12 protein-coding genes, 8 tRNA genes and 1 pseudogene are annotated in these 15,980 nt (G+C 74.0%); 9 read left to right on the top strand and 12 right to left on the bottom strand.

Annotated features, from left to right (window positions below):
- Positions 1 to 53: 53 nt before the first annotated feature.
- Positions 54 to 1,037 (top strand): NAD-dependent epimerase/dehydratase family protein, encoded by a 984-nt coding sequence (locus tag ACWEPF_RS08080; RefSeq protein WP_452171884.1) that lies wholly within the window; start codon positions 54 to 56, stop codon positions 1,035 to 1,037.
- 7 nt (positions 1,038 to 1,044) lie between these two features.
- Here the strand turns inward: ACWEPF_RS08080 and ACWEPF_RS08075 are convergent, their stop codons facing one another.
- The gene (locus ACWEPF_RS08075) at positions 1,045 to 2,349 is read right to left on the bottom strand and encodes an LPXTG cell wall anchor domain-containing protein (RefSeq protein WP_452171883.1); all 1,305 of its coding nucleotides are present in this window, start codon (positions 2,347 to 2,349) and stop codon (positions 1,045 to 1,047) included.
- A gap of 188 nt (positions 2,350 to 2,537) precedes the next feature.
- Here ACWEPF_RS08075 and ACWEPF_RS08070 point away from each other — a divergent pair, with 188 nt between their 5' ends.
- Positions 2,538 to 3,269, top strand: a complete 732-nt coding sequence (locus ACWEPF_RS08070) for a DUF6193 family natural product biosynthesis protein (RefSeq protein ID WP_452171882.1) — start codon at positions 2,538 to 2,540, stop codon at positions 3,267 to 3,269.
- A gap of 26 nt (positions 3,270 to 3,295) precedes the next feature.
- Here the strand turns inward: ACWEPF_RS08070 and ACWEPF_RS08065 are convergent, their stop codons facing one another.
- Positions 3,296 to 3,667, bottom strand: coding sequence for a hypothetical protein (locus tag ACWEPF_RS08065; RefSeq protein ID WP_452171881.1), 372 nt, complete (start codon positions 3,665 to 3,667; stop codon positions 3,296 to 3,298).
- A gap of 76 nt (positions 3,668 to 3,743) precedes the next feature.
- Here ACWEPF_RS08065 and ACWEPF_RS08060 point away from each other — a divergent pair, with 76 nt between their 5' ends.
- The gene (locus ACWEPF_RS08060) at positions 3,744 to 4,550 is read left to right on the top strand and encodes a TrmH family RNA methyltransferase (RefSeq protein WP_452171880.1); all 807 of its coding nucleotides are present in this window, start codon (positions 3,744 to 3,746) and stop codon (positions 4,548 to 4,550) included.
- 18 nt (positions 4,551 to 4,568) lie between these two features.
- Here ACWEPF_RS08060 and ACWEPF_RS08055 read toward each other — a convergent pair.
- The 3 genes from ACWEPF_RS08055 to ACWEPF_RS08045 all read right to left on the bottom strand — a co-directional run bounded on the left by ACWEPF_RS08055 (position 4,569) and on the right by ACWEPF_RS08045 (position 5,261).
- A tRNA-Trp gene (locus tag ACWEPF_RS08055) sits at positions 4,569 to 4,642 on the bottom strand.
- A tRNA-Ile gene (locus tag ACWEPF_RS08050) sits at positions 4,643 to 4,716 on the bottom strand.
- The gene (locus ACWEPF_RS08045) at positions 4,707 to 5,261 is read right to left on the bottom strand and encodes an HAD domain-containing protein (RefSeq protein ID WP_452171879.1); all 555 of its coding nucleotides are present in this window, start codon (positions 5,259 to 5,261) and stop codon (positions 4,707 to 4,709) included. Before ACWEPF_RS08045 ends, ACWEPF_RS08050 begins: the two co-directional genes overlap by 10 nt.
- 285 nt (positions 5,262 to 5,546) lie before the next feature.
- On the opposite strand from ACWEPF_RS08045, the gene ACWEPF_RS08040 reads away from it, so the two are divergent.
- The 4 genes from ACWEPF_RS08040 to ACWEPF_RS08025 all read left to right on the top strand — a co-directional run bounded on the left by ACWEPF_RS08040 (position 5,547) and on the right by ACWEPF_RS08025 (position 11,331).
- Positions 5,547 to 6,479, top strand: coding sequence for an ABC transporter permease (locus tag ACWEPF_RS08040; protein ID WP_452171878.1), 933 nt, complete (start codon positions 5,547 to 5,549; stop codon positions 6,477 to 6,479).
- Between the two features lie 63 nt (positions 6,480 to 6,542).
- A complete protein-coding gene (locus ACWEPF_RS08035; RefSeq protein ID WP_452171877.1) occupies positions 6,543 to 8,294 on the top strand; it encodes an ABC transporter substrate-binding protein in 1,752 nt (583 codons plus the stop codon).
- Between the two features lie 138 nt (positions 8,295 to 8,432).
- A complete protein-coding gene (locus tag ACWEPF_RS08030; RefSeq protein WP_449794891.1) occupies positions 8,433 to 9,425 on the top strand; it encodes an ABC transporter permease in 993 nt (330 codons plus the stop codon).
- Between the two features lie 22 nt (positions 9,426 to 9,447).
- Complete coding sequence (locus ACWEPF_RS08025; RefSeq protein WP_452171875.1) at positions 9,448 to 11,331, top strand: dipeptide ABC transporter ATP-binding protein; 1,884 nt, start codon at positions 9,448 to 9,450, stop codon at positions 11,329 to 11,331.
- 446 nt (positions 11,332 to 11,777) lie between these two features.
- Here the strand turns inward: ACWEPF_RS08025 and ACWEPF_RS08020 are convergent.
- Positions 11,778 to 13,175 (bottom strand): annotated as a pseudogene (locus ACWEPF_RS08020) (serine/threonine-protein kinase); the annotation flags it as partial.
- A 410-nt stretch (positions 13,176 to 13,585) separates the two neighbouring features.
- On the opposite strand from ACWEPF_RS08020, the gene ACWEPF_RS08015 reads away from it, so the two are divergent.
- Positions 13,586 to 13,789: a hypothetical protein gene (locus ACWEPF_RS08015; protein WP_345278959.1), complete on the top strand. Its 204-nt coding sequence runs from the start codon at positions 13,586 to 13,588 to the stop codon at positions 13,787 to 13,789.
- A gap of 266 nt (positions 13,790 to 14,055) precedes the next feature.
- On the opposite strand, the gene ACWEPF_RS08010 is transcribed toward ACWEPF_RS08015, so the two are convergent.
- The 6 genes from ACWEPF_RS08010 to ACWEPF_RS07985 form a co-directional block, all read right to left on the bottom strand.
- Positions 14,056 to 14,130, bottom strand: a tRNA-Val gene (locus tag ACWEPF_RS08010).
- 21 nt (positions 14,131 to 14,151) lie between these two features.
- Positions 14,152 to 14,223 (bottom strand) — tRNA-Val (locus ACWEPF_RS08005).
- A 21-nt stretch (positions 14,224 to 14,244) separates the two neighbouring features.
- A tRNA-Val gene (locus ACWEPF_RS08000) sits at positions 14,245 to 14,316 on the bottom strand.
- A gap of 41 nt (positions 14,317 to 14,357) precedes the next feature.
- A tRNA-Val gene (locus ACWEPF_RS07995) sits at positions 14,358 to 14,429 on the bottom strand.
- A 33-nt stretch (positions 14,430 to 14,462) separates the two neighbouring features.
- Positions 14,463 to 14,536, bottom strand: a tRNA-Cys gene (locus ACWEPF_RS07990).
- A gap of 39 nt (positions 14,537 to 14,575) precedes the next feature.
- Positions 14,576 to 14,648: transfer RNA gene (locus ACWEPF_RS07985), tRNA-Gly, on the bottom strand.
- Between the two features lie 291 nt (positions 14,649 to 14,939).
- Between ACWEPF_RS07985 and ACWEPF_RS07980 the strand changes: the two genes are divergently transcribed.
- Complete coding sequence (locus ACWEPF_RS07980) at positions 14,940 to 15,953, top strand: chorismate-binding protein (protein WP_452171874.1); 1,014 nt, start codon at positions 14,940 to 14,942, stop codon at positions 15,951 to 15,953.
- Positions 15,954 to 15,980 lie beyond the last annotated feature (27 nt).

Genomic DNA, 15,980 nt, shown 5'->3' with positions numbered 1-15,980 from the left:
GCCGTCAGCGAAGCTTCTGGCGGGTCTCGGTGGGGAGTGCTTGAGTGGGTGGCATGGATCTCCTCGTACTCGGCGGCACCGCCTGGCTCGGCCGGGAAGTCTCCCGGCAGGCACTCGCGCTCGGCCACCGCGTCACCTGCCTCGCCCGGGGCGAGAGCGGCGGGGTGGCGGAGGGCGCCACCCTCGTCGCGGCGGACCGTTCGCAGCCCGGCGCGTACCGGGGACTGACGGGGCGTGACTGGGACGCCGTGGTGGAGGTGAGCTGGCAGCCCGGCTACGTCCAGGACGCGCTGGACGCCCTCGCGCCCCGCGCCCGGCACTGGAGCTACGTCTCCTCGGTGAGCGCCTACGCCGAACACCCCGTCGGCGCCGACGAGTCGGCCGCACTGCTGCCCGCGCTCGAAGGCCGCGAGGCGGCCCGGGAGACGTACGGCGAAGCCAAGGTCGCCTGCGAGCAGGCCTCCGCGCGGGCCCTCGGCGACCGTCTGCTGATCGCCCGCGCCGGGCTGATCGGCGGCCCCGGCGACCGCACCGGCCGCACCGCCTACTGGGTGGCCCGCTCCGCCCGCGACCCCGAGGCACCGCTGCTGGTCCCCGACACCCCGGCCCTGCCCACCCAGGCCATCGACGTCCGCGACCTCGCCGCCTGGCTGCTCCACTGCGCCGAGCGGGGTACCTCCGGCACCTTCGACGCGGTCGGCCCCGTCCTCTCCTTCGGCGAGTGGGTGGAGCTCTCCCGCACCGTCGGCGGCCACACCGGCCCGGTGGTCCCGGCCCCGTCCGACTGGCTGCTGGAGCAGGGCGTCCAGCAGTGGATGGGCCCGGACTCGCTCCCGATGTGGCTGGCCGACCCCGAGCTGCAGAGCCACTCCACCCGCCCGGGCGCCGCGGCCCTCGCCGCCGGCCTGACCCACCGCCCCCGCACCGAGGTCCTCACCGACCTGCTCCACTGGGTCCGTACCGACTCCCCGTCCCTGGCCGCCGGTCTGACACCGGAGCGGGAGCGCGAGCTGCTCGCCCTGCCCGACGTCGCCTGACGGGCCGTCACCGCCTCCGGCGGCGGGCACCGGCCAGCAGCAACCCGCCGAGGGCGGACAGCCCGCCCGCCACGGTGAGCAGCACCGGCGCCTCCCCGGCCCCGGTCTCCGGCAGGCTGCCCTCGATGACGCGCAGCTCGGGTGCGGGCGTCCAGGCCTCGGCGGGCGGCAGCGGAGCCGGCGGGTGGGCGGGCCGGGCGGGCTCGGACGGTGGGGCGGCCAGGGTCTCCGGTGCCGCCGGGGTCTGCGGGCCGCCCGGCGAGGCCTGGACCTCGGGTGTCCTCGGCGGCGCCGGGGCCGCCGCGCCGGGTGGTACGGGCGCCATCGACGGCAGAGGGGCCTGGACCACCGGGGGCGTCGTCGCCGGGCGCCAGTTCGCCGTGCCGGAGGCGGTCAGCGTCCGCCGCGAGCCCACCGTGTCCACGTACCCCTGACAGCGTTCCGGGGTCTCGGTGGGGACCAGGAACTGAGGGTCCGTCACCGTCTCCGCCCCCTCCACCCGCACCGCACCGCTGCCGCCGTCCGCGCGCCGGGCGCAGAGCCTGGTCGCGGTCGTCCCGGCCGGCAGCTCCAGCAGCCCGTCCGTCAGGGTTCCCGGCGCGCCCTGGCAGAGCGTCAGCCCGTCCGTCCCGGTGGCCGTCACCCGTACCCGGCGGACCGTGCTGGTCAGGTCGAACGGGATCTCCGTACCGGCCTCGGCGTCCGGCCCGGCGGTCAGGGTGAGGGCGGGCTCGGCGGGCAGTGTGGGGTCGATCGTGCCCCAGTCCGGGCAGGTGACGCCGGGGTAGCGGTCCGGGTCGGGCAGTGGCGCTCCGGCGGGCAGGTTCTCGGTCACGCACCAGATCCGCTGGGCCATCAGGCCCCGGGTGGAGGAGGTCGAGTAGTCGGCCACCCCGGGAGAGAGCAGGTGGGCCACCCGGGCCCGTTGCAGCGCGGTCAGCGGCTCCTTCGCACCTTCGGTGCCGCCCCGGACGAACGGCGCCTCGCCGCAGGCGGCCAGCGGGTGGTTCAGACAGAACACCCAACGCGCCGCCTGCGGCACGCCGTTCACCAGGGGCCCGACCACGCAGAGCGGGGTGCCGTAGAAGGTGCCGGGGGTGGGCGGCGGTGCACCCAGCCCCGGATTGACCGAGCCCGGGTTGTTCATCACCGCGACCATCCGGCCGCCCTCCAGCCAGGCCGGGTCCACCTGCACCTGCTGCGGGCTGCCGGGCCGGGTGGTGTTCGGATCGCACGCGGTCACGGTGTACGGGGTCCCGGCCCGGGGGAGCACGGCCCCGACGGGCGGAGCGGCACCGATCACGAGCAACACGGCCGCAACGGCCACCCCGGACGATCGGCGCACGGGCGGACTCCACTCTTCCGGGAACGACGACGGGTCGACCCGGCCAGTCTCGGCTCGTCGATCACCCGTGCAGCGCCGCCGGGCTGACGCACCGTCCGCCACCACCCGATGGGCCGAGCCCCGACCGCCGCAGGCCCGTCGGGCAGACTGGTGCGATGGACTCAGGGGTGGGGCTCGACGGCGGCTGCACGGACGAGGAGCGGGACGCGTGGGGCCCGGGGGTGCTGGCCGCCGCGCTGGCGCACGAAGCGGCGCGGCTCGGTGTCGCGTGGCCCTCCTTGGCACGGGACTCGGGCCGGATCGCGGAGTTCGTCGCGGACGGGGGAGCCCGGCGGGTGACGGTGTATCCGCCGGACGAGGCGTGGCAGCGGCGCTTCCAGGTCGACCTCCGGTCCGACGGCCCCCGGCTGGCCGGGGGCTGCACCGAGGACCTGGCCGAGGTGGTCCGCGCGACGGTCGCGTGGATCACCGGGGCGGGGCTGGAGGAGACCCGGGAGCGCGCCCCGTTCATGGGGTTCCGGCCCTGGGCCCTGGCCCACGAGCGGGAGCCGCTCGGCCCGGTGGAGCTGACCTGGTGCCTCAAGCTCGACCGCGTCCACCTGCCGCCGTACGACCGGTTCCCCGAGGCCCACGCGCTGATCGCGGCCGCGTACGCCCAGCCGGCGCTCCGTCAGCTGATGCCGGTCAACAGCCACTTCAACCTGTGGTTCTCCGACCGCGTCGAGGAGTACTGGAAGCACCCGGTGGGCCACGTCATCGCCCCCCACCCCGAGGACGGGTACGCGGTCTACGACAACCACGAACTGGTCGCGCGGACCGCGACCGCGGAGGAGGCCGCCGCCCTGGTGGCGGCCGCCCTCCCTGCGGACCTCGGCCCGGCGTCCTGAGACGCTCGGGCCCGGCCGACCCGCCGTCAGACCCCCACGCGGAGCCGCTCCACGGCCGGCAGTACGGTCGGCATCTCGTCCGTCACCCAGGCGTACTCCAATGCGGACAGGTACTCCCCGCCCTCCGCCCACAGCAGCAGCTCGCCGACGTACCCGCCGTCCTCGTCGTACACCTCGGCACCCACCGGCAGCAGCACCGAGCGCCGGTCCGACTCCGCCGCCCCGCGCACCCGCAGGTCGACGCTGACCGACCCCTCGAACCAGGCGGCCACCACCTCGACCCGGTCGAGCTGGGCGAGCAGCTCAGGGGCGCCGGGGAAGTCGGCGGCGAGCAGGTGCTCCAGGACGGCGCGCTCGGCGGCGTTCAGCGGACGGGGTTCGATCGGGACGACGGCCATGCGCCCATCATCGTCTCCGCGCCCGGTCGCTTCCTCGCCGAACGCCACTCCTCCCCAGCTGTGCCAAGATCGACGGGTGGCAGAACCGAGCACCATCACCGACCCGACCGACCCGCGCCTGGCCGACTACACCGGCCTGACCGACGTGGAGCTGCGCCGTCGGCGCGAGCCCGAGGAGGGCCTCTTCATCGCCGAGGGCGAGAAGGTGATCCGCCGGGCGGTGGCGGCGGGCTTCCGGATGCGGTCGATGCTGCTCACCCCGAAGTGGCTGGATGTGATGGCCGACGTGATCGCCGAGACCCCGGCGCCCGTCCACGTGGTGGAGCCCGGGCTCGCCGAGGAGGTCACCGGTTACCACGTGCACCGCGGCGCGCTCGCCTCGATGGAGCGCAAGCCGCTCCCGGAGGCCGCCGAACTCCTCACCGGCGCTCGCCGGGTGGCCGTCCTGGAGGGCCTGGTCGACCACACCAACATCGGCGCCATCTTCCGCAGCGCCGCCGCCCTCGGGATGGACGCCGTGCTGCTCTCCCCGGACTGCGCCGACCCGCTCTACCGACGGGCCGTCAAGGTCTCGATGGGCGCGGTCTTCTCCGTCCCGTACGCCCGCCTCGACCCCTGGCCGGCCGCCCTGGCCACCGTCCGCGAGGCCGGCTTCGAACTGCTCGCCCTCACCCCGTCCGGCGCCGACGACCTCAACGCGACCGCCCCGCACACCCTCCCCAAGGCCGCCGTCATGCTCGGCGCCGAGGGCGACGGCCTCACCCCGAAGGCCCTGGCCGCCGCCACCCGCCGGGTCCGCATCCCGATGTCCCACGGCATCGACTCCCTCAACGTGGGAGCCGCCGCCGCGGTCACCTTCTACGCCGTCAACACCGGGATCTGACGGCGGTCCTGCTCACTGCACGGGCGGAGGGACTCGAACCCCCAGCCTGCCGCTTTGGAGGCGGCTGCTCTGGCCAATTGAGCTACACCCGCTCAGCCCGGCTGGAGTTGAACCAGCGACCCCCGCCTTATCAGGGCGGTGCTCTGACCGACTGAGCTACGGGCTGTCGGCCTCGCGGCCGGTGCCCTGATTCTGCTGCCCGGCCCGCCCCGAGGTCACCTGGTTTTCCAGCAACCAGGACCGGAGCGCCGTGAAGTCACCCTCCGTCAGACCGCGGCGGGGGTCGACGCGGTGGAGCAGCGCGGGGCCCGGGTGGCGGGCCGCGACCCACCTCCGGTCGGCGTCGGTGAGCTCGTCGTCGACCCAGGCGAACGGGCGCCCGGCGGCGAGCGAGACGAGGGTGCGGGTCTTCCAGTGCAGCCCGTGCCGCTCGTCGTCCTGCTCGTCCGCCTCGGTCGGCTCCGGCCAGACCACCACCGGGAGTCGCGGCAGGTGCAGGCGCGGGGCGACGTACTCGTTCGCCTCCTCCTCCCAGGTCGTGGCCCAGACGAGTTCGTACGGAAGCGCCGCCAGCCGTGGGCCGTGCGCGGGGTCGATCCGGCGCAGGAGGGGGTTCGCGTCGTCGTCGGCCCCGTGGGTGGGGTACTCCTCGGGAGCTCCGCCGAACGGGATGAGCGGGCCGTCGACGTCGAGGAAGAGCAGTGGAGGCATGGCGGCACCTTACGTGTGGCGGAGGTCTCAGTCGGGCCGCCGTCGAACCGTTGTGTAGGTATTTGCCCGTTTTCCTGTGTCGGCAACATTGCGGTGGAATGAAGCCGTCGTCCTGCGCGAAACAGTGTGCAATCAGCGCCGGAGAATGATTTGCGAAAGGCGCATCGCATCCGATCTGATGGCATTCGACGGGCCGCCGGGAAACCCCCGGAAGGCCCGCCCTCCATGCACATCAGCGCACCCTCACCCACGGGGCGGCGGAGAATTTCGGGGAGTACGCCTCTCATGCCCGCAGTACGCAACACGCCGCTCTCCCGGCTGCTCCGCGACCGCACCGGCGCCACCGCCCTCGCGGTGGTGACGCTCTTCCTCCTCCTCGCCCTCGCCGCCCCGCTGATCGCCGCCGCCTACGGCAAGAACCCCACCGAGCACTACGGCCAGAACACGCCCGGCCTGCTCAGCGACTCGGGCCTGCCGATGCTCCCCAACGGCGGGATCTCGGCCGACTTCTGGTTCGGCCTGGAGCCGGGCCTCGGGCGGGACGTGTTCACCCAGCTGCTCTTCGGCATCCGCACCTCCCTCCTGATCGCCTTCGCGGCCGCCGCCGTCACCACCCTGCTCGGCGTCCTGGCCGGCGTCGCGGTCGGCTACCTGGGCGGTCTGACGGACCGGATCTTCGGCTTCCTCTCGAACGTCCTGCTCGCCTTCCCGACCCTGCTCCTGCTCCTCGCGCTCAGCCCCGTGGTGCAGTCCCGGCTGGTCGATCCGAGCGAGGCCGAGCCGGAGTGGATGCAATTCCTGGTGCTGATCCTGGTGTTCTCCGCATTCGGCTGGATTCCGCTCGCGCTCTCCCTCCGCTCGTCGGTGCGTTCCCTCCGGGAAAGGGATTTCGTGCAGTCGGCGAAGGCCCAGGGGGCCGGCGGATTCCACATCGTCTTCCGGGAACTGCTGCCGAACGTCCGGGCCCAGCTGCTGGTGCACGCGACGATGGCGGTGCCGGGCTTCGTGGCCTCCGAGGCGGTGCTCTCCTTCCTCGGGGTCGGCATCACCGAGCCCGTCCCGGACTGGGGCCGGATGATCTCGCGCGGTTCCGAGGTCTTCCAGGCCGATCCGACCTACATGGTCTTCCCCGGCGTGGCGCTGCTGGTCTTCGTGCTCGCCTTCAACCTGCTCGGCGACGCGGTCCGCGACGCGCTGGATCCCCGCTCCGCCCGCTGAGCCACCGTCAGAACCACAACCACCCCTACCGCCCCGCACCTCGGGGCAAGGAGTCACTCCGCCATGCGCCTGACCAAAGCGACCCTCGCCGTCCTCGCCACCGCGCTGCTCGCCACCGCCTGCTCGGCGGGAGCCGGTGCGGGCGGCGGTGGCGCGGCCCCGGGAGCGAAGGACACCTCCCCGCTCACCGCCGCCCTCGGCACCGAGCAGGAGAGCGCCGGCCCGGCGCCCGCCGTCCCCGGTGCGAAGCCCGGCGGCACGGTGAACGTCTACAACACCACCGACTTCCGCCACCTCGACCCGCAGAAGGTCTACGCGGGCGCCGCCTACAACACCTCGCTGCTGTGGGGCCGTCAGCTGACCCAGTACCAGGTGGTGGACGGCAAGGCGAAGCTGGTCGGCGACCTCGCCACCGACACCGGTACCGCCACCGACGGCGGCCGCACCTGGACGTACCGGCTGAAGGCGGGCGTGGCCTGGGAGGACGGGCAGCCGATCACCTCCCAGCAGGTGAAGTACGGCATCGAGCGCTCCTTCGGGAAGGGCTTCGAGGTCGGCCCGCCGTACTGGGCGCAGTGGCTGACCGGCGAGGCCAGTTACGAGGACGCCCGGAAGAAGTACGCGGGCCCGCAGGACGGCGACCTGGCCGCGATCGAGACCCCGGACGAGCGCACCCTGGTCCTCCGCTTCCCGCAGCCGCAGGCCGACGTGCCGTACATGGCGGCGCAGTCCTCGTCCTCCCCCGTCCGCAAGGACAAGGACACCGGCACCGACTACGACCGACTGCCCTTCGCCAGCGGCCCGTACCGGATCGCCGAGCACGTCCAGAACACCCGCCTGGTGCTGGAGCGCAACCCGCACTGGAAGCCGGAGACCGACCCGATCCGCAATCAGTACCCGGAGAAGTTCGTCTTCAGCTTCGGCAAGGAGGCGCTCAACATCAACCAGGAGATCCTCTCCGGCCGGGACGGCGGCGCCAACGCCACCACCGTGGCGACCCAGCTCTCGCCCGAGCTGTACCAGACCACCGACACCGACCCGAAGGCCAAGGAGCTGGTGGTGACCGGCCGTCAGGGCGCCTTCGTCACCCAGCTGGTGGTCAACAACGAGCGGGTCGCCGACCCCGAGGTCCGCAAGGCCCTGCACCTGGCCTACCCGCGCCAGCAGGCCCGCCAGGTGCTCGGCGGCTCCCGGGTCGGCGAGCTGGCCACCACCCTCAGCTCCCCGGCGCTGCTCGACTGGCAGAAGTACGACCTCTACCCGGCCAAGCCCGAGGGCGACCCGGAGGCCGCCAAGCAGGCCCTGGCCAAGGCCAAGCAGACGCCCACCAGCCTCACCTACGCGTACGCCAACACCCCGAACGGGCAGCGGGTGGCCCAGGTGCTGGTGGACGGGTTCGCCAAGGCGGGGATCACCATCGTGCCCAAGCCGGTGGACGCCAAGGCGCTGCTGGACGAGGCGCACCGGGCCGACTCCCCGTACGACCTGTTCGAGGAGACCAGCTCGGTGGACTGGCCGACCCCGTCCACGCTGGTCCCGTTCTCCTTCGACGGCCGGGCCAACAGCGACCTCAACTCGGCCCGCTACCGCAACCCGGCGGTGGACAAGGAGATCGACCGGATCAACCAGATCGGCGAGCCCCGGCAGAAGGCCAAGGAGCTGTACGCGCTGGAGCAGACCGTGATGAAGGACGTCCCGGTGCTGCCCTTCGCCTACCCCAACGCCACCCAGCTGCGCGGCGCCAACGTCGGCGGCGCCTTCATCCACCCGATCTACGGGTCCGTCAGCCTCGCGTGGGTCTTCCTCAAGGCCTGACGCCTCCGCACGGCCCCGCCTCCGCCGGGGCGGGGCCGTACCCCCACCCGCACCCGCCGGGGCGGTACCCCAGCCGCATCCGCCGGGCCGGGGCCGCACCCACCTCGTACCACCCGCATCCACGAAACCGGACCGGCCATGCTCTCCTTCGCCCTGCGGCGGGCCCTCCAGGCCCTCGCCGTGCTGGCCGCGGTCTCCGCCGCCGCCTTCGTGCTCTTCCACGCCGCCCCCGCCGACCCGGCCCGGGCCGCCTGCGGCCCGCGCTGCGACTCCGGGCAGGTGGCGGCGGTCCGTCAGAGCATGGGCCTGGACCAGCCGTTGCTCACCCAGTACACCGACTACCTCGCCGGGGTCGTCGCCGGACGCGGGATCAGCGACGTGGACGGCTCGGTGATCGACTGCGCCGCCCCCTGCCTGGGCTACTCCTACCGGCTCCACCAGCCCGTCACCCAGGCCCTGACCGAGCACCTGCCGGTCACCTTCTCGCTCACCGCCGGGGCGCTGGCCGTGCTGCTGGTCCTCGGCCTGGGCACCGGCTTCGTCTCCGCGCTGCGCCACGGCACCCGCACCGACCGGCTGCTCTCCGGCTTCACCCTGCTCGGCGCCAGCGTGCAGATCTACTTCCTCGGCTACCTCGCCCAGTGGGCCCTGGTCCACTCGACCGGCCTGCTGCCGCTGCCCGCCTACACCCCGCCCGCCACCGACCCCGCCGCCTGGGCGGGCGGGATGCTGCTGCCCTGGCTGGTGCTCGGCTTCGTCAACTCCGCCGTCTTCGCCCGGCTCTCCCGCGCCCAGCTGCTGGAGACCATGGACGAGGAGTACGTCCGCACCGCGCGCGGCAAGGGCCTGAGCCGGCTGCGGGCCCACCTGAAGTACACGGCGCGCGGCGCGGCCGGGCCGCTGGTCCAGCTGCTCGGGCTGGAGGCGGGCGCCCTGCTCGGCGGGGCCGTGATCACCGAGACCGTCTTCGGCCTGAACGGCGTCGGCACCTTCGCCGCCGAGGCGGTGGCGGGCCAGGACCTGCCCGCCGTGGTCGGCACCGTGCTGCTCGCCGCCTGCTTCGTGGTCCTCTTCGTGGCCCTGGCCGACCTGGTGGTGGCCTGGCTCGACCCGCGCATCCGCCTCAGCTGAACCCGCGTCAGGAGCTTTCCCGATGACCACGAACACCTCGACCGCGCCGGTGCTCAGCGTCCGCGACCTCTCCGTCGGCTTCGCCGCCCGCGACGGGGCCGAACCGGTACGGGCCGTGCGCGGCCTCTCCTTCGACCTCGCCCCGGGCGAAGTCCTGGGCCTGGTCGGTGAGTCCGGCTCCGGCAAGTCCGCCACCGGGCTGGCCCTGCTCGGCCTGCACGACCCCCGCACCACCACCGTCACCGGCTCCGCCCGGCTCGGCGGACAGGAGCTGGTCGGCGCGGGGGAGCAGGAGCTGCGCCGGGTGCGCGGGGGCAGGATCGCCCTGGTCTTCCAGGACGCGCTGACCTCGCTCAGCCCGTTCCACACCGTCGGCGCCCAGCTCTCCGAGATGTACCGGCTGCACCACCCCGGCGCGGGACGGGCGGAGGCCCGCCGCCGGGCGGCCGAGATGCTCGACCGGGTCGGCATCCCGGCGGCCCGGACCGGCGACCATCCGCACCGGTTCTCCGGCGGGATGCGCCAGCGGGTGATGATCGCGATGGCCCTGATGAACGGGCCGGACGTGCTGGTCGCCGACGAACCCACCACCGCCCTGGACGCCCGGGTGCAGAGCCAAGTGCTGGATCTGCTCGGCGAGTTGCGGCGCGAGCACGGCACCGCCGTCCTGCTGATCAGTCACGACCTCGGGGTGGTGGCCCGGCACACCGACCGCACCCTGGTGCTCCGACACGGCGAGACGGTGGAGACCGCGCCGACCGCCGAACTGCTCGCCGCCCCGCGGCAGCCGTACACCCGCGCCCTGGTCGGCGCCGCGCTCACCCTGGACACCGTCCCGGGCTCCGTGCTGCCCACGGTCGACGACCCGTCACCCGTCCCGGCCCGTACGGCACCCAGGGCGGCCCACCGTCCCGACACCTCCTGGCTGGTCGAGGTCGAGGACCTGTCCGTGCACTTCCCGGGCCGTCGCCGTCACCCCTTCCGCACGGCCGAGCCCTTCCGCGCCGTCGAGGGGGTGAGCCTGCGGATCGCCCCGGGCGAGAGCCTCGGCCTGGTCGGCGAGTCCGGCTCCGGCAAGTCCACCACCTCCCGGGTGCTGGCCGGCCTCCAACGCCCCACCGGCGGCACGATCCGCTACGACGGACAGGACGCCACCCGCCCCGACCGCGCCCTGCGCCGCCGCCTGGCCCGCGAGGTCCAGCTGGTCTTCCAGGACCCGTACGCCTCCCTCAACCCCCGCCGCACGGTCGCCCAGACCCTGGACACCCCGCTCCGCCTGCACACCACCCTGACCGCCCCCGAACGCCGCGAGCGCTCCGCCGAACTCCTCGAACAGGTCGGCCTCACCGCCGCCCACCTCGACCGCCACCCGCACGAGTTCTCCGGCGGTCAGCGCCAACGCATCGGCATCGCCCGGGCGTTGGCCCCCGGCCCACGCCTGATCATCGCCGACGAACCGGTCTCCGCCCTCGACGTCTCGGTCCAGGCCCAGGTCCTCAACCTGCTCGCCGAACTGCGCGAGCGCCTCGGCGTCGCCTTCCTCTTCGTCTCCCACGACCTCGCCGTGGTCCGCCACTTCTGCGACCGCATCGCCGTCATGCACCACGGCCGCCTGGTCGAACAGTCCCCCCCGCGACGACCTCTTCGCGGCCCCGCACACCGACTACACCCGCTCCCTCCTGGCGGCCGCCCACTGACAGTGGACGGACCGTCCCGGCCCCTTCCCCGTGCCGGACGAAGGGCCGGGCCCAGGGCGGGCGCGCTTCAGCTGCCGCTGGGCGTCGCGGTGGGGGAGAAGGCCGACGGCGGGGCGCCGGCTGCGGCCGGGGCGGGGCCGGCGGGGGTGCCGGTGACGCCGGAGCCGGGCCAGGACTCCTCCAACTGCCCGTCGCCGCGCACCGTGTAACGGGTCGTCGACCCGGCCCCCGTCGCGGAGACCCGCTCCTCCCGGATCAGGGCGCCCGGCTCGACCCGCCAGGTGGCGGCGGCCTGCGGGTCGGCCACCGAGGTGCGGGCGGCGAGCAGGACGGGGGTGTCCGCGCTGAAGCCGTAGAGCTGGACCAGGTCGGCCGGGGCGGAGCCCTCGGCCCGGCGCAGCACCACCAGGGCCGCCGGGGCTCCGTGGTAGCGGGCCGGGACGACGGCGCTGAGCGAGACCTGCGGGCCGCCCTCGGCGGCCGAACGGCCGTCCCGCAGGCGGATCGCGGCCCCGCCGGAGGGGTCGGCGTAGCTGCGGTTGGCCCAGTCCACGGCGGGCAGCGGGCCGCCCGAGGGGGCCAGCCCGGCGTCGCCGGTGGGGCTCTTGGCCACCGCCGCGAACGGCGCGGAGGGCTGCACCCCGTCGATGGAGACGGGGACAGGCGTGCCGGAGGCCCCGGAGGCGGGAGCGGAGGCGGCCGGCGAGTGCGGGGAGCGCAGGCCCTGGTCGGAGCGGTTCTCGCAGCCCTGGGCGGCGGCGATGGCCAGCGCCACCCCGACGGTGACGGTCACGAAGACCACCAGCCGCTGCCGCATCAGCCGTCGCCGCGCCTCGCCGGGGCTGCCGGGACGGCCGGGCACGGGGGTGTGCTGCCGGTCGCGCCGGGGCTGGCCGGAGCGCGGGCCGGGCGGGACCGGACGGCCGCCGGGCGGCGTGGTCCGCTCCCGGGCCGCTGCGGGCCTGGCACCGGCGGGCCGCGAGCCCGGCTGCTCGCCGTGCCGGACGGTGGTCCGGTCGGCGGCGTGCACCGACCCCGACGGGTGGACGCCCGCCCGCTCGCCCTGACGCTCCCTCAGAGCCTCGGCCGTCATGCCGGGCGGCATCGGCAGGGTGGCGGGCTGGTGCGTCCCGGGCTGGTACGCGGCGGGCCGTGGCGGGGCCGCAGGCCGCTGCGCGACGGGGGCCCGCCCGGGCGACGGCGGGGGAGCGACGGCCCGGCGGCCGGCCGCGGCGCCCCGGGCGGCAAGCTCGGTGAGCCGCTCGTGCAGCGCGGCCGCGCCGGGCCGCTCGGCCGGCTCCTTGGCCAGGCAGGCCCGCACCAGCGGCGCCAACTGCGGCGGCACGGCGGACAGGTCGGGCTCCTCGTGCACCACCCGGTAGAGCATCACCTCGGAGGAGGCGCCGGAGCCGAACGGCGAGTCCCCGGTGAGCGCGTAGGCCAGCGTGGCCCCGAAGGCGAACACGTCGGTGGCCGGCGTCACCGCGGCGCCGCGGACCTGCTCGGGCGCCAGGAAGCCGGGGGAGCCGACGGCGGTGCCGACGTGGGTGAGCGTGGAGGCGCCGCGCGACCAGGCGATGCCGAAGTCGATGATCCTCGGACCCTTGGGCGAGAGCAGGATGTTGGAGGGCTTGAGGTCGCGGTGCACCACCCCGGCCTCGTGCACCTTCACCAGCCCGTCGGCCAGCGCGGCCCCGATCCGGGCCACCTCCGGCCAGGGCAGCGGCCCCTCCTCGCCGACCCGCTTGTACAGCGAGGGCCCCGGCACGTACGCGGTCGCCAGCCAGGGCCGGTCCGCCTCGATGTCGGAGCCGACCACCCGGGCCGTGCAGGTGCCGCGGATCTTCGAGGCGGCCGCGATCTCCCGGGCGAAGCGGGTGCGGAACTCGGCGTCCTCGGCCAGCTCGGCCCGGATCAGCTTGAGCGCGACCCGCTGCCCCTTGCGGTCCGAACCGAGGTAGACCACGCCCATCCCGCCGGCCCCGAGCCGACGGTGCAGGCGGTACGGGCCGACGATGCGGGGGTCCTCACGCCTCAGCCGCATCATCGCCATCGTCAGTTCTTCCCGTCAGTCCGGTGGTTGAGACCCCGTCGGGTGGGGCACCGTCAGAATCCTGCTCCGGCACAGCTTACGGACTCCGCGCTGCGGTGTGCTGATACGCAACACCAGCCGGCCGGTCGGATTGTCCGATCTCCCCCGGACGCCCCTCTCGGGGATGCCCCTCAGGGTTCCCCCGGGGTTCGGCCGGGCCCCTTCTCCGCCTCCAGTAGTACCTGAGGGGGAGGGGCGTCATCCTCCGGGAGGCCCACCGAACGGTACGCGGGCATGACGTCCGCGTCGGTGCCGCGCCATACCTTTGAGTCAGCGGTGGGCGGCCCGGCTCGTCCCCCGAGGTGAACCGCCCACCGCGACCGACTTTCCAGCAGACCAGCGACTTCACGAAGAAGGCAGGAGCACCCACCATGGCCGTCCAGCTCAACGAGGCGGGCCGTCGTCGCCTCGGGCTCCGCCCGGCTTCCGCCCGCTCCTCCGAGCAGGCCACCCGGCACCCGCTGGTGGCCGTGGCGATGGTGCTCCCCGTCGCGGTCGCCCTGCTGGTGCTCTTCGGCGGCTGGGACCAACTGGCGACCCAGACCAGGGCCGTCGCCGAACTGATCGGGCGCTGACCTTCTGGGGAGAGGGCAGGCGCCACAGCCGGAGCCGGCACCGCCGGGCGCACGCGGACGGGCGGGCGGGCGGTGCGGGCAGCAACTCCGGCGCACGGAGCAGGGGCCGGGTACGAGTCGTCGGTGAGGGCGGCACGTACCCGGCCCCTGCCGCATCCGCGCTGCCGCCCGTGCGCATCCGTGCCGCCGCCCGCGCCCTGACGGTCCGTCAACCCCCGGCAACGCCAAGGGCCGTGATCCTGTCCGGATCACGGCCCTTGGCTGTGTGGTGCGCGATACTGGGATTGAACCAGTGACCCCTACCGTGTCAAGGTAGTGCTCTCCCGCTGAGCTAATCGCGCCTGATGGGGCGGTACTGCAAGTGCGCGATACTGGGATTGAACCAGTGACCCCTACCGTGTCAAGGTAGTGCTCTCCCGCTGAGCTAATCGCGCCTGGTGAGGCGGTACTGCAAGTGCGCGATACTGGGATTGAACCAGTGACCCCTACCGTGTCAAGGTAGTGCTCTCCCGCTGAGCTAATCGCGCCTGATGGGGCGTCCTACGGGCAGGTCCCGAGGGGACCGACGTGCGCGATACTGGGATTGAACCAGTGACCCCTACCGTGTCAAGGTAGTGCTCTCCCGCTGAGCTAATCGCGCGGGGAGGGCCCCTGGCGAACCAGGGGCACCTCATGGAGGTGGAGACGGGATTTGAACCCGTGTACACGGCTTTGCAGGCCGTTGCCTCGCCTCTCGGCCACTCCACCAGGCAACAACAGGGAACGATCTTACACCGTTCTCCGTCGAGCGGACGACGAGATTCGAACTCGCGACCCTCACCTTGGCAAGGTGATGCTCTACCAACTGAGCCACGTCCGCCTGTCTTCGAGGCCCTTCACCGCTTTCCTGCGGCTCCGTTTCCCGGCGACGTGTTGAACTTTAGCGGATTCCTGGGCCAGCTCAAATTCCGTTCCCGCAGCGTGCCGACGGGGTGCCCTCCGGGACCCCCGCGAGCTGGCACCTCGTCAGGTCACCGGGCCCGCCGCCGGGCCCTCGCGACCCGACGTCGGGCACCCCCTCCGACCTACACTTCGAAGCACCCCCGCACCACCCTCACCGCGCAGGAGCACCGTGTCCGGCCGCACCACCCCCCGCATCAGCCCGACCCCCATGGCGAGGTTCGCCGGCCGGCTGGCGACCGGCCTGCGCGACGTCACCTCCGACCCGGCCGCCCTCGAGGGCGAGGGGTACTGGGCGGTGGCGTACGACTTCGAGGGGCGCCTCACCTGCGCGCGCTTCGACTCCGTCCGTCCCGACCCGGCCCCGCCGCGCACCGACGGCTGGCTCGGGCCCGACCCCGGCAGCTGGCACAGCTCGCTCGACCGGGACGCCTACACCGCGGGCGTGCGCCGGATCCGCGAGCACATCGCGGCCGGCGAGGTCTACCAGGCCAACCTCTGCCGGGTGATGACCGCGCCGCTGCCCGACCCGGAGCGCAGCGACATCGACGCGCTCACCGGACTGCTCGCGCACGGCAACCCCGCGCCCCATGCCGGAACGATCCGCCTGCCCGGCCACGGGGTGGAGATCGCCACCGCCTCGCCCGAGCTCTACCTGCGCCGCCGGGGCCGCACCGTCTCCTCCGGCCCGATCAAGGGCACCGGCCGTACCGAGCACGACCTGCTGGAGAAGGACCACGCCGAGAACGTGATGATCGTGGACCTGGTCCGCAACGACCTCGGCCGGGTCTGCGCCACCGGCAGCGTCACCGTGCCCGACCTCTGCGTGGTGGAGAAGCACCCCGGCCTGGTGCACCTGGTCTCCACCGTGGAGGGCGAGCTACGCGAAGGGGCCGGCTGGGCCGAGCTGTTCGGGGCCACCTTCCCGCCCGGCTCCGTCACCGGGGCTCCCAAGAGCAGTGCGCTGCGGATCATCGAGGCCCTGGAGACCGCCCCGCGCGGCCCCTACTGCGGCGCCGTCGGCTGGGTGGACGCCGACCGGGGCGAGGCCGAACTCGCCGTCGGCATCCGGACGTTCTGGATCGACCGGAGCGAGGCGGACCGCCCGGTGCTGCACTTCGGCACCGGCGCCGGCATCACCTGGGGCTCCGACCCGGAGCGGGAGTGGGACGAGACCGAGCTCAAGGCGGCCCGCCTGGTCGCGATAGCCTCGGGCACCGAGTAGCAGTGCGGGCCCCTAGGAGCGACACCT

Source organism: Kitasatospora sp. NPDC004289, assembly GCF_053602875.1.
The sequence above is the reverse complement of the archived record's forward strand: the minus strand, read 5'-3'. Positions and strand labels throughout refer to the sequence as shown.

Excerpts from the sequence above, each read along its gene's own strand:
- ACWEPF_RS08035 (WP_452171877.1), top strand. The coding sequence starts at position 6,543 with ATGCGCCTGACCAAAGCGACCCTCGCCGTCCTCGCCACCGCGCTGCTC.
- ACWEPF_RS08045 (WP_452171879.1), bottom strand. The coding sequence starts at position 5,261 with ATGCCTCCACTGCTCTTCCTCGACGTCGACGGCCCGCTCATCCCGTTC.
- ACWEPF_RS08070 (WP_452171882.1), top strand. The coding sequence starts at position 2,538 with ATGGACTCAGGGGTGGGGCTCGACGGCGGCTGCACGGACGAGGAGCGG.
- ACWEPF_RS08025 (WP_452171875.1), top strand. The coding sequence starts at position 9,448 with ATGACCACGAACACCTCGACCGCGCCGGTGCTCAGCGTCCGCGACCTC.
- ACWEPF_RS07980 (WP_452171874.1), top strand. The coding sequence starts at position 14,940 with ATGGCGAGGTTCGCCGGCCGGCTGGCGACCGGCCTGCGCGACGTCACC.
- ACWEPF_RS08030 (WP_449794891.1), top strand. The coding sequence starts at position 8,433 with ATGCTCTCCTTCGCCCTGCGGCGGGCCCTCCAGGCCCTCGCCGTGCTG.
- ACWEPF_RS08015 (WP_345278959.1), top strand. The coding sequence starts at position 13,586 with ATGGCCGTCCAGCTCAACGAGGCGGGCCGTCGTCGCCTCGGGCTCCGC.
- ACWEPF_RS08040 (WP_452171878.1), top strand. The coding sequence starts at position 5,547 with ATGCCCGCAGTACGCAACACGCCGCTCTCCCGGCTGCTCCGCGACCGC.
- ACWEPF_RS08080 (WP_452171884.1), top strand. The coding sequence starts at position 54 with ATGGATCTCCTCGTACTCGGCGGCACCGCCTGGCTCGGCCGGGAAGTC.
- ACWEPF_RS08065 (WP_452171881.1), bottom strand. The coding sequence starts at position 3,667 with ATGGCCGTCGTCCCGATCGAACCCCGTCCGCTGAACGCCGCCGAGCGC.